This is a genomic window from Pseudomonas sp. O230 (genome assembly GCF_045447035.1).
Lineage (GTDB): Bacteria > Pseudomonadota > Gammaproteobacteria > Pseudomonadales > Pseudomonadaceae > Aquipseudomonas.
On the sequence record NZ_JBJGXN010000006.1, the window covers coordinates 154,780 to 166,581 of the forward strand.

The window sequence follows — 11,802 nt, forward strand, 5'->3', positions numbered from 1 at the left end:
TCTTATTCCTTATTGTTGAAGTTCCGTTCGTAGAACACATCACGCCGCCGTCATCTGCTCCCACCATCCCAGCAATTTGATCGCCTCGTCACTGCTGCTTCCGCAGACTTCAACGTCGGCCTCGAACGCCGAACAAACGGCAGGACGCTCCGGGTTGCCGAAAATATTGCACAGGTTTTCGACAGAAAGTTGTACGCAACGTTCTCCGGCGGCTTTGCCATTGGGCATGCCGGGAATCGGTGAACTGATGGAAGGGGCAATGCAACAGGCGCCACAGCCTTCACGGCATTTCATGACGACGAGCTCCTCGCGACGGGTGATGTGTTAAAGGACGGGGCACAGAGTAACCGCTAAAACAGTTGTTTTAAATTACCTGCTACCGGGTTTTTACGCTCAAACCAGCGTGACTGACCAGTCTCCGACAAAGCGTCTGGCCTGCGGGTCACGCCAAGGAAGGATTTACTGCTTGAACTCGAATTCCAGCGCCGCGCCATCGACGTCCCGACGCTCTTCGTTACGCAGTTGCAACTTCATTTCGTTGCTGATCAGTCGCCCGTTGAGCTGAAAAGGAGAGCTGCCGGCCTTCTCTCCAAACATTTTTGGCAACACGGCGTCGTGCCGGGGCAGCGCGACTGTACCGATCGGCTTCAACTCTTCGGCCATGTCCTCGGGCAAGCTCAAATCCAGGTCAGCCGAAGGCAGCTTGGTTTTCACCACTTCGCTGGCCGATTTCGATTTTGAGGCAACGGGCGGACGTTTTTTCAGCACAGCCGCTTTCTTTTTGACCGGCGTGGCTTTCTTTGTCGGTGCCGGTTTTTTCGACGTCGCGCTGGCCGCCGGTTTTTCCTGAGCGGATGCCGCCATGACGCCTTCCGAGTTGAAGGTCAACAACAGGCAGATCGACAACCAGGCGGCAGGAAAAATCGGTTTCATGGACCCAACGGGGATAACGGCATTATCGGCAGAGGGCATATGCTCGCTTGTTGGACGCAACATGACAAGCTCGGGCAGGGATTACCCGCCCGCCCCCTCACATTCCGCCGGCCATCTCCTGGCAGAGCTGGGTAGCCAGCATGCCCAGGGTCATCAACGCACGCTCGGCCTCGCGATTCCAGGGAATGCCGCAGTTCAGCCGAATGCAGTGATTGAACTGCTCGGTGTTACTGAAAATCAGCCCCGGCGCAATGCTGATGCCTTGCTGCAACGCTCGCACATGAAGTTCTTGTGTATTGACCCGTCCCGGCAGACTCACCCACAGAATGAAGCCGCCGGTAGGCCGGGTCATCTGCGTGCCTTCCGGAAAATACTGCTGCACCGCGAGCTGGAAAGCGCTGAGGTTCTTGCGGTACTCCTGACGGATGAAGCGCAAATGCCGGTCGTAACCGCCATTTTCCAGATACGCCGCAATCCCCATCTGCGTGACGCTGCAAGCCGAATGCGTGCTGAAGGTCTGCAAGCGCTGGATTTCCTGCTGGTACTTGCCGGCAATCATCCAGCCAATCCGCACACCCGGGGACAGGGTCTTGGAGAAGCTTGAGCAGTAGATCACCCGATCCAGCCGGTCGTAGGCCTTGAGTGCCTTGGTGCGGCCCTGCTCGAACATCAGTTCGCCGTAGATGTCGTCTTCGACCACCTGAATATCGAAATCCGAGGCCAGGCGCAGCAGTTGTTTCTGCCGCTCTTCGGGCATGGTGCCGCCCAGCGGATTGCTCAGGCGCGTGGTCAGCACCAGTGCTTTGATCGACCACTGATTCGCTGCCAGTTGCAGGGCTTCCAGGCTCATGCCGGTCGCCGGATCGCTAGGGATTTCGATGACTTTCAGGCCCAGCAGATCGGCCAGTTGCAGCAAACCGTAATAGGTCGGCGACTCGGCGGCGATCAGGTCGCCCGGCCGGGTCAGAACGCGCAGGGACATCTGCAGGGCATCGACGCAGCCGTGGGTGATCACCACTTCCGACGGATCGACCACCACGCCGGCATCGCGCATGCGAATCGCCACTTGCCGCCGCAACGGTTCAAAACCGGGGCTGAACATGTAGCTGAATGCCCGTGGGCTATGGAATCGGGTGACTTTGGCCAACTGCTGATGCAGCGCTCGCACTGGCAGGTAATCGACGCTCGGTACCGCCGCGCCCAGGGGAAACACGCCCTCGCGACGGGATTCGACCAACACTTGTTGAATGATGCTGCTGCGAGTGACCAGGCCGGGCCGTTCGACCCGGGCGATGTCCGGTGTCGGCGCAGTCAGGGCCGGCGTCTGATGCACGTAGTAACCCGACTGCGGCCGGGCACGGATCAGCCCCTGATCCTCGAGATTGGCATACGCCTGCAACACCGTTGCATGGCTGACATTGAGCTGCGAGCTCATCTTGCGCACCGAAGGCACGCGCTCCCCCGGTTGATAGACACCACGACGGATGTCTTCGGCCAGTTGTTGAGCAATACGTTGGTAGAGCAAAAGATTGGTCATGACGCAGCACTCGATTTCACGGGCATTTTATTCTTGTGTGAAACAATACCGGAACAGTTTAGAAGTGTACGGGGACAGTTGCCACATTAGTCGACCGTACAGTGCAGTGTCAGCAAAATCTGTACTGCTATTTATGAAGAATGTGGGGGAATTGGCAGACACAAAAAAACCCGGCGCTGTCTGGCAGGCCGGGTTTTCCAGTGACGCAGCCCTTAGCGGGCAGCGCCGAGCTGGCCTTTTTCGTCGGAGAACACAATTTCCACCCGACGGTTCTGCGCCCGCCCCCGTTCAGAGGCATTCGCGTCCACCGGGTATTCGTCACCATAACCTTCGACCTGGATACGCTTGTCGTCGATGCCCAGATCCATCAGCACGTCGGCCACCGATTGCGCACGGTCACGGGACAGTTTGAGGTTTTCCTGCTTGCCGCCGGTGCTGTCGGCGTAGCCTTCGATGCGCACGACGCGCTTGGGATTGAGCTGCAGGAACTGCACGATCTTCAATACCACGCGGTTCGCCGAGTTTTTCAGCTCCGCTTCGCCGGTATCGAACAGCACATCGCCGAGGGTCATCACCAGGCCACGATCAGTCTGAGTCGTCGCCAGCGCAACAATCTGTTCTTCGAGCCACTTGCCTTGCTGCTGCACACTCAGCAGTTTGGATTCGCGCAGGGCCAGTTGCAGCCGCTGACGCTCCAGTTCGAGCTTGGCCGCGCGCTCTTCGTTGAGTACCTGGTTGGTGTGCTCCCGAGCGATTTCGCTGTAGCGCTGGCTCAGGTAGGCGTAATGCACCACGTCGGATCCGCTGCCCCAGTAGCTGGACAGGCGATCGGCGCGGGCCAGGGATTCACCGGCACGGATCACGTCTTTCGGCGCGATTCGCAGCACGTTGGAATCTTCTTTCACCTTCTGAAAGTCGGCACCCGCTTCTTGCAACGCGGCTTCACTGTGCTGACCAGCGCAGCCATAGAGGCTGGCACAGCCCAGGAGGATCAACCCGCCGATAGCTTTGGACGTAAGGTTCATTGGGCATCTCCCACTTGCTTGCGCAATCGAGTGATGCGGGTGTTGAGAAGATCCAGCTTCTCTTCACTTTTGAGCGTCAGGACCTTGGCTTCGGCCAGACGAGCGTCCAGTTCGGCCTGTTCGGCGCGCATGCGTGCATGTTTGTAAGACTGATCGGCCATATCACCTTGGGCACGGGCGAATTTTTCTTCGGCCAGTTTCATTTCCGGCACATCGTCCGCGGTGGCACCCACGGCTTTGGCTTGCACGAGTACCTGTTCGGTCAGGCGTATTTGTTCATTCGGCGCCGGATCGGCTGCACAACCCGCCAGAGCCAGAACGGCCAGGGCAGCGAAAAGAGGTCGAATACTCACTAAAAATCCCTACTGTTTTGGGGTACTGACGGGTTGTTGCGGCGGCTGCTGTTGCTGCGCTTTCCAGCGCTCGATGTTACGTTGGAGCACGGCTTCCGTCAGTCCGGACGCGGGCAATTCTGTCATCTTTTTGGCCAGCTGTCCGCGCAACCACGGATCGTTGCAGGCAGAGTTATGGGAAACCGCGAGGAACAGGCCGGGTTTGTCGACCGGTTGTGAGCGCGCGACGAGGTCATTGGCCATGCTCAGGGCCTGCGCGGCCGCCATGCCCGAATAGCGTCCAGCAAGGACAAATTCCACTTCCCCCAACAGCAATTTCTGAAAAGCCTGGGTCAGGTTTGGCGTGCGTACGAGGGTCAATTGCTGCTCAGCGAACGTACCAAATGCCGGGGTCATTCGAGATTTTTCCGACAACGCGCCGGGATGACCGTGAAGGTCCTGCGTCTGGTTGTAAACCAGTGGCGAGTCTTTTCGGGTCCAGACCAGGTAATCGTTTTCCAGCAACGGCGGATGAATGTAATCCAGGGTGTCCGGTTCACTGACCGTCAACGGTGCGTCGGCCAGCATGTCCATGCGCCCACTGCGCACTTCCTCCAGCGCCTGAGCGCGTTTCCCTGCATAGAGCATCTCGACTTTGATGCCCAACTGCCCTGCTACTTGTTGCAACAGGTCGGCACTGGCACCGATCAGGTGCTTGGGGTTTTGCGGGTCTTGCCACAGATACGGCGGCGCATCCGGGCTACCGGTGACCACCAGGCGTTCGCACTTGCCTGCCGCAGTGGACAGCGTTGGCAACAGCGTCAAACCCAGCAGCAATGACCAGCGATACACAGGGTGCAGATCCATGGCGACAATCTCCCACTCAAATCCTGAACAAAAAAAAGCCCGACCAAATGGTCGGGCTCTTTATAGGTCAAGCGGCTGGATTAGACCAGCTTCTCGAACTCAGGGATGGCTTCGAACAGGTCCGCCACCAGGCCGTAATCGGCCACCTGGAAGATCGGCGCTTCTTCGTCCTTGTTGATCGCAACGATCACCTTGGAGTCTTTCATGCCGGCCAGGTGCTGGATCGCACCGGAGATACCGACCGCGATGTACAGCTGTGGAGCAACGATCTTGCCGGTCTGACCGACCTGCATGTCGTTGGGTACAAAACCTGCGTCAACCGCGGCGCGGGAAGCACCAACAGCAGCGCCCAGCTTGTCGGCCAGGGCGTACAGGTGTTTGAAGTTGTCGCCGTTCTGCATGCCACGACCGCCGGAAACGACGATTTTGGCAGCGGTCAGTTCCGGACGATCGGACTTGGCCAGTTCTTCACCGACGAAGCTCGACGTGCCGGCGTTGTGCGCAGCAGCAACGGCTTCAACGGCAGCCGAACCACCTTCAGCGGCAACCGGGTCGAAACCGGTGGCACGCACGGTGATCACTTTGACCGCAGCGTTCGACTGAACGGTAGCGATGGCGTTACCGGCGTAGATCGGGCGCTTGAAGGTGTCAGCGCTTTCAACCGAGATGATCTCGGATATCTGGTCAACGTCCAGCTGAGCGGCAACGCGCGGCAGGATGTTTTTGCCGTTGGAAGTCGCGGCAGCCAGTATGTGGCTGTATCCAGCGCCCAGCTCGGCAACCAATGGCGCAACATTTTCCGGCAGTTGGTGAGCGTAGGCAGCGTTGTCAGCCACCAGCACTTTAGCCACGCCAGCGATTTTCGCAGCGGCTTCAGCCACGGCGCCAGCGCCCTGACCGGCAACCAGCACGTGGACGTCGCCGCCGATTTTGGCAGCAGCGGCCACGGTGTTCAGCGTGGCCGGGGCCAGCACTTTGTTGTCGTGTTCAGCAATAACCAAGATAGTCATTTAGATTACCTTCGCTTCGTTTTTCAGTTTCTCGACCAGTTCAGCCACCGATTTGACCTTGATACCCGCGCTGCGTGCAGCTGGCGCTTCGACTTTCACGGTCTTGTTGGTGGAGGCGGTGGAAACGCCCAAAGCGTCCGGAGTCAGCACTTCGAGAGGCTTCTTCTTGGCTTTCATGATGTTTGGCAGGGACGCGTAGCGCGGCTCGTTCAAACGCAGGTCGGTGGTGACGATGGCCGGCAGTTTCAGGGAAACTGTCTGCGCGCCGCCGTCGATTTCGCGGGTCACGGCAACCGAGTCGCCGGTCACTTCGACTTTCGAAGCGAAGGTGCCCTGACCGTAGCCGCTCAATGCAGCGAGCATTTGGCCAGTCTGGTTGTTGTCGCTGTCGATGGCTTGTTTGCCGAGGATCACCAGCTGAGGCTGTTCCTTGTCGACAACGGCTTTGAGCAGCTTGGCAACGGCCAGGGAAGTCAGATCTTCAGCGGATTCGACGAGGATGGCGCGGTCGGCACCCAGAGCCAGCGCGGTGCGCAGTTGCTCTTGAGCGGTGGACGGGCCGATGGAGACGACGACGATTTCAGTCGCAACGCCTTTCTCTTTCAGGCGTACGGCTTCTTCCACTGCGATTTCGCAGAACGGGTTCATCGACATCTTGACGTTGGCGAGGTCGACGCCGGAATTGTCCGCCTTGACGCGAACCTTGACGTTGTAATCCACAACGCGTTTGACAGCTACAAGAACCTTCATGGATTCCTCGTTACTCTCCGGTGAAAAGAAAGTCGCCTAGGCGAACCTGGCGGTTGATGCTCATCGGGCGCAAGGGCACCTCTAAAAACGCCGGCATAAGTCTCAAGTGACCATCGCTCATGATGTTGATGACCGTTCGTCAGTGGTGACCGACAAGTCATTCAATATCGCGGCGTGTAGACTGCGCGCCATCACTGCGCCGCGCATCACCTTGTACTGCCATCGCCCTGTCTTTAGAGGTGCTCTTGAAACCAACAGTCAGCCTACGGCGAGCGCAAAACCGACCGTATCTTGACCGGAACGCCTATTCCGGTCAATACGGCAAAATGGCCAGTCATAAGCCGCGTGACTTTGATTTCTCTGGCTTTGAGCCGATTCAAACAAACGTTTGTATTGGACGCTAAGAGTGGTGTAGATATAATGCGCCACCCAAAGAGAAAGGTGGTTCATCGATTGTCCTCTTCCTGCCTCGCGCAGGATTTCATGGATGCGACACCAAACCTCCAATTAGAAAAAAAACTGTTGAGCCTTGAGTAGGAGATAACCTGTGGAACGCGAATACATGGAATTCGACGTGGTCATCGTCGGTGCCGGCCCCGCTGGTCTTTCCGCCGCCTGCCGTTTGAAGCAGAAGGCTGCTGAAGCCGGTAAGGAAATCAGCGTCTGCGTGGTCGAAAAAGGCTCCGAAGTGGGTGCTCACATCCTGTCCGGTGCCGTGTTCGAACCACGCGCCCTGAACGAATTGTTCCCGGACTGGAAAGAACTTGGCGCGCCGCTGAATACGCCGGTCACACGCGATGACATCTTCGTGCTGAAAAACGCCGAGAGCGCGCAAAAGATTCCTGACCTCTTTGTGCCCAAGACCATGCACAACGAAGGCAACTACATCATCTCCCTCGGCAACCTGTGCCGCTGGCTGGCCCAACAGGCCGAAAACCTGGGCGTGGAAATCTACCCCGGCTTCGCCGCTCAGGAAGCACTGTTCGACGAGAACGGCGTAGTGCGCGGGATCATCACCGGCGATCTGGGTGTTGACCGCGAAGGTAACCCAAAAGAAGGCCTGTATACCCCGGGCATGGAACTGCGTGGCAAGTACACGCTGTTCGCCGAAGGTTGCCGTGGCCACATCGGCAAGCAGTTGATCAAGCGCTTCAACCTCGACAGCGATGCCGACGCCCAGCACTACGGTATCGGCCTGAAGGAAATCTGGGAAATCGACCCGGCCAAGCATCAGCCAGGCCTGGTGGTGCACACCGCCGGCTGGCCGCTGGACATCATGGGCACCGAGAACACCGGTGGCTCCTTCCTCTATCACCTGGAAAACAATCAGGTGGTGGTCGGTCTGATCGTCGACCTTTCCTACAGCAACACCTACCTGTCGCCGTTCGACGAGTTCCAGCGCCTCAAGCATCACCCGGTGCTCAAGCAATACCTGGAAGGCGGCAAGCGCATCAGTTACGGCGCCCGCGCCATCTGCAAGGGCGGCCTGAACTCGCTGCCGAAAATGGTCTTCAAGGGCGGTGCGCTGATCGGTTGCGACCTCGGAACCCTGAACTTCGCCAAGATCAAAGGCAGCCACACCGCGATGAAGTCCGGCATGCTCGCCGCTGAATCCGTGGCCGAAGCGCTGTTCGCTGAAAAGGACGGCACCGAAGAACTGACCACTTACGTCGACGCCTTCAAGAAGAGCTGGCTCTACGACGAACTGTTCGCCAGCCGCAACTTCGGCCCGGCGATCCACAAGTTCGGCGCAATCGTTGGTGGTGGTTTCAACTGGCTCGACCAGAACATCTTCGGCGGCAAACTGCCGTTCACCTTGCACGACACCAAGCCGGATTACGCTTGCTTGAAGCTGGCAGCCGACTGCAAGAAGATCGACTACCCGAAACCGGACGGCAAGATCAGCTTCGACAAGCTCAGCTCGGTGTTCATCTCCGGTACCAACCACGAAGAAGAGCAGCCTTGTCACTTGAAGCTGACCGACCCGAGCATCCCGATCAGCAAGAACCTGCCGCTGTACGATGAACCCGCCCAGCGTTACTGCCCGGCTGGCGTGTATGAGGTGGTGACCAAGGAAGACGGCGAGAAGCGTTTCCAGATCAACGCCCAGAACTGCGTTCACTGCAAGACCTGCGACATCAAGGACCCTGCACAGAACATCACCTGGGTGGCGCCGGAAGGTGCTGGCGGCCCGACTTACCCGAACATGTAAGTTGAATCGCTGAACAACAAGGCTCCCGAAATGGGGGCCTTTTTGTTGCCTGCAGATTTTGTTGACTGGAATGCCGCCTTCGTTGGCAAGCCAGCTCCTACAGGATCTCGTTTCACCCCTATCCTTGTAGGAGCTGGCTTGCCAGCGATCACCGCGAAGCGGTGCCTGGCATCAGGCAGCGCGCTCATCCCCAGGATTACGCTCAAAGTAGCGCTTGTACTCGCGACTGAACTGCGACGTGCTCTGATACCCGACCCGATGCGCCACCTGCGCCACACCCAATCCTTCCGCCACCAGCAACGTCTGCGCCTTGAGCAAGCGCAAGCGCTTCAGATACTGCACCGGCGACAACAACGTGCTGCGCTTGAAATGCTCATGAAAGGTCGACGCACTCATGTTCGCGCAACTGGCCAGGGTCTCGACGTTCAAGGGTTCGGCGTAGTGCGCATGCAGATGACTGATCGACGCCGCGACACGGGCGAACTGCCCCTGCTGCTCCACCAGCGCACGCAATACATCCGCTTGCGGCCCGCGCAACGCGACGAACAACAACTCGCGCAAGTGTGACGGCCCCATGATCCGCGCTTCCAGTGGATCGTGCAGACAACGCAACAGCCGTTCCACGCAGCCGCGCATACCGTCGTCAAGCACCACCGAGGTCATCGACTCCGGCGTCTGCGCCGCAATGTGCCGACCCGGCGCCAGCCCCATGGCCAGCACCAGTTCCCCCAGCAACACGCGGTCGATGGCCACGGAAACCCCGAGCAGCGGCGCATTCGGCGCGGCAAAGGTTTCGCACTCGAACGGCACCGGCAACGCCTGGATCAGGTAATGCCCGGCGCCGTATTCCATAGTCCGCGGCCCCAGATACGCCAGTTTGCTGCCTTGAGCGATGATCATCAGGCTCGGTTCATAAATATGCGGGCCCCGCGCAACATCGCAACTCGCGCGCAAGACTTGCACACCGGGCAACGCGGTCTGAGTGAAACCATCGCGGGTCGCCAGTGGCTCAATCAGCGAAACCAGCGTGGCATTGGCATCGAGATGACGGGTCAGCAACATGAGAGCTCTTCACAAAAAAAATCACGGAAAAAGGGATGAAAGCATCATCGCAGGTCTGATCGCCCATTTGACCAAACGAACGCCGATGCCGGAGGAATAGGCATGACACCCGGAGGAATCGCCATGGCCGCGCAAAGGTGCGGCGCCCAGAATGCGCCACCTCACCTGTCACTGCTTTTGCGAGGCCCACCATGTACACCGCCATCGGATACGCCGCCCAGTCGGCCACCACTCCCCTTGCCCCGGTAAAATTCGAACGCCGCAGCCCACGCGCCGACGACGTAGCAATCGAAATTCTGTACTGCGGCGTCTGCCATTCCGACATCCATCAGGCACGCAACGAGTGGGGCATTGCCGTTTACCCGCTGATGCCCGGCCACGAGATCGTAGGCAAAGTTACCGCCATCGGTGCGAATGTCACACGGCATAACGTCGGCGATTTGGTCGGCGTCGGTTGCATGGTCGACTCTTGCCGTAGCTGCGAAGCCTGCCAGGCCAATCTCGAGCAGTATTGCCTCGAAGGTCCGACCATGACCTACGCCACACCGGACCGCGTGGATGGCAGCAACACCATGGGCGGTTACTCCGACAGCATCGTGGTCAGCGAGCACTTTGTAGTGCGCATCCCGGAAAAACTTGCACTGGCCAGTGCCGCGCCGATCCTCTGCGCCGGCATCACCACCTACTCGCCGCTCAAGCACTACGGCGTCAAGGCTGGTGACAAGGTCGGAATTCTCGGCATGGGCGGCCTCGGCCACATGGGCATCAAGTTTGCCAAGGCAATGGGCGCGGAAGTCACACTGTTCACCCGCTCGGCGAGCAAGGCTGAAGAAGGTCGTCGTCAGGGTGCGGACCATGTGATCGTGTCCACCGATGCCGAACAAATGAAGGCTGCGGCGGGGTATTTCGACTTCCTGCTGGACACCATTCCGGTACAGCACGACCTTAATCCCTACCTCGACACCCTGCGTTTCGACGGTGTGCACATACTCGTGGGTTTGATTGAACCGGTTGATCCACCGGTCCACGCGGCAAAACTGGTGTTGGGCCGTCGCGTGCTGGCCGGCTCACTGATCGGCGGCATCGCAGAAACCCAGGAAGTGCTGGATTTCTGCGCCGAGCACAACATCACTTGTGACATTGAAATGCTCGACATCCGCCAGATCAACGAAGCTTACGCCCGCATGATTGCCGGTGACGTTAAGTACCGCTTCGTCATCGACATGGCGACGCTGAAAGTCTGATCAGACCTTAGCGCCAAGCTCTGCCGACAGCCGCGCTGTGACCCCTTTGATCAGGGGAATCAGCTCGGCCATTTTTTCCAGCGGCATGTACGGCACGGTGCTGGCGATGCTGATACCGGCAACGATGCGCTTGCTCGCATCACGGATCGGCGCCGCCACGCAGCGGATCGACGGTTCGTTGTCTTCCAGATCGAAGGCGTAACCACCCGCCACGTACTCGACCATGCGCTGCTGAAACTGCTCCCAGGATTGCTCCGGGTGCTGCGGCCAGAACTGATTTTTCCCACCTGCAGGCAGGCTGACTTCGTACAGCCGTTGCCATTCTTCCTGCGTGTCATCGAGCATCAGCGCCTTGCCGATCCCGGTGCGCGCCAACGGCATGCGGTGGCCGACCCGTGAGCGCATTTCCGGGCCATTGCGCCCCGGATTCTTGTGCAGGTACAGCACCTCGTCGCCCTCGCGAATCGCCAGGTGAATGGTGTCGCCGGTCAACGCCGACAACTCATCCAGATATGGCCCGGCCAACGTCACCAGCGGCAGTTCCTCGCGCGCCTGAAAGCCCAACTCGATCAGCTTCGGCCCCAACAGATACCCGACTTGCGGCACCACGCGCAGATAACGCTCGTCCACCAGGCAACTGGCCAGACGATGGGTGGTGCTGCGCGTCGTACCGATCAGCCGGGCGATTTCCTTGAGATCGCGGGCGCCACTGGCCACAGCCTGAACCACACCCAGACCGCGAAGCAGGGTCTGGGTGCCGGTCGGCGCGGCGTCCTTGGCGATTTTTGGGGCGTCTTCCTGCATATCCAGCCTTTACCGTTGAGCGAGGG

12 protein-coding genes are annotated in these 11,802 nt (G+C 59.0%); 2 read left to right on the top strand and 10 right to left on the bottom strand.

What is annotated here, in order from left to right:
- Nucleotides 1–39: 39 nt before the first annotated feature.
- From ACI77H_RS14280 to ACI77H_RS14315, 8 genes are all read right to left on the bottom strand, one after another.
- Nucleotides 40–294, bottom strand: a complete 255-nt coding sequence (locus ACI77H_RS14280; protein ID WP_407012449.1) for a YkgJ family cysteine cluster protein — start codon at nucleotides 292–294, stop codon at nucleotides 40–42.
- A gap of 165 nt (nucleotides 295–459) precedes the next feature.
- Entirely contained in the window at nucleotides 460–933 is a 474-nt protein-coding gene (locus ACI77H_RS14285) for a translation initiation factor 2 (RefSeq protein ID WP_407012450.1), read from the bottom strand.
- Between the two features lie 97 nt (nucleotides 934–1,030).
- Nucleotides 1,031–2,470: a PLP-dependent aminotransferase family protein gene (locus ACI77H_RS14290; protein WP_407012451.1), complete on the bottom strand. Its 1,440-nt coding sequence runs from the start codon at nucleotides 2,468–2,470 to the stop codon at nucleotides 1,031–1,033.
- Nucleotides 2,471–2,682: 212 nt separating this feature from the next.
- The gene (locus ACI77H_RS14295; RefSeq protein WP_407012452.1) at nucleotides 2,683–3,495 is read right to left on the bottom strand and encodes an OmpA family protein; all 813 of its coding nucleotides are present in this window, start codon (nucleotides 3,493–3,495) and stop codon (nucleotides 2,683–2,685) included.
- Nucleotides 3,492–3,848 carry a DUF4398 domain-containing protein gene (locus tag ACI77H_RS14300; RefSeq protein ID WP_407012453.1) on the bottom strand — a complete coding sequence of 119 codons (357 nt, stop codon included), beginning with the start codon at nucleotides 3,846–3,848 and terminating at the stop codon, nucleotides 3,492–3,494. The genes ACI77H_RS14295 and ACI77H_RS14300 overlap by 4 nt, the downstream gene beginning before the upstream one ends.
- Before the next feature lie 9 nt (nucleotides 3,849–3,857).
- On the bottom strand, nucleotides 3,858–4,694 hold the full coding sequence (locus tag ACI77H_RS14305) for a substrate-binding periplasmic protein (RefSeq protein ID WP_407012454.1): 837 nt from the start codon (nucleotides 4,692–4,694) through the stop codon (nucleotides 3,858–3,860).
- A gap of 80 nt (nucleotides 4,695–4,774) precedes the next feature.
- Nucleotides 4,775–5,704, bottom strand: coding sequence for an electron transfer flavoprotein subunit alpha/FixB family protein (locus ACI77H_RS14310; RefSeq protein ID WP_407012455.1), 930 nt, complete (start codon nucleotides 5,702–5,704; stop codon nucleotides 4,775–4,777).
- Nucleotides 5,705–6,454, bottom strand: coding sequence for an electron transfer flavoprotein subunit beta/FixA family protein (locus ACI77H_RS14315; RefSeq protein ID WP_407012456.1), 750 nt, complete (start codon nucleotides 6,452–6,454; stop codon nucleotides 5,705–5,707).
- Between the two features lie 547 nt (nucleotides 6,455–7,001).
- On the opposite strand from ACI77H_RS14315, the gene ACI77H_RS14320 reads away from it, so the two are divergent.
- Nucleotides 7,002–8,666, top strand: coding sequence for an electron transfer flavoprotein-ubiquinone oxidoreductase (locus ACI77H_RS14320; protein ID WP_407012457.1), 1,665 nt, complete (start codon nucleotides 7,002–7,004; stop codon nucleotides 8,664–8,666).
- 171 nt (nucleotides 8,667–8,837) lie between these two features.
- Here the strand turns inward: ACI77H_RS14320 and ACI77H_RS14325 are convergent, their stop codons facing one another.
- Nucleotides 8,838–9,728, bottom strand: coding sequence for an AraC family transcriptional regulator N-terminal domain-containing protein (locus ACI77H_RS14325; protein WP_407012458.1), 891 nt, complete (start codon nucleotides 9,726–9,728; stop codon nucleotides 8,838–8,840).
- Nucleotides 9,729–9,919: 191 nt separating this feature from the next.
- On the opposite strand from ACI77H_RS14325, the gene ACI77H_RS14330 reads away from it, so the two are divergent.
- Complete coding sequence (locus ACI77H_RS14330; protein WP_407012459.1) at nucleotides 9,920–10,972, top strand: NAD(P)-dependent alcohol dehydrogenase; 1,053 nt, start codon at nucleotides 9,920–9,922, stop codon at nucleotides 10,970–10,972.
- Here the strand turns inward: ACI77H_RS14330 and ACI77H_RS14335 are convergent, their stop codons facing one another.
- Nucleotides 10,973–11,776, bottom strand: coding sequence for an IclR family transcriptional regulator (locus ACI77H_RS14335; RefSeq protein WP_008152270.1), 804 nt, complete (start codon nucleotides 11,774–11,776; stop codon nucleotides 10,973–10,975).
- Nucleotides 11,777–11,802 lie beyond the last annotated feature (26 nt).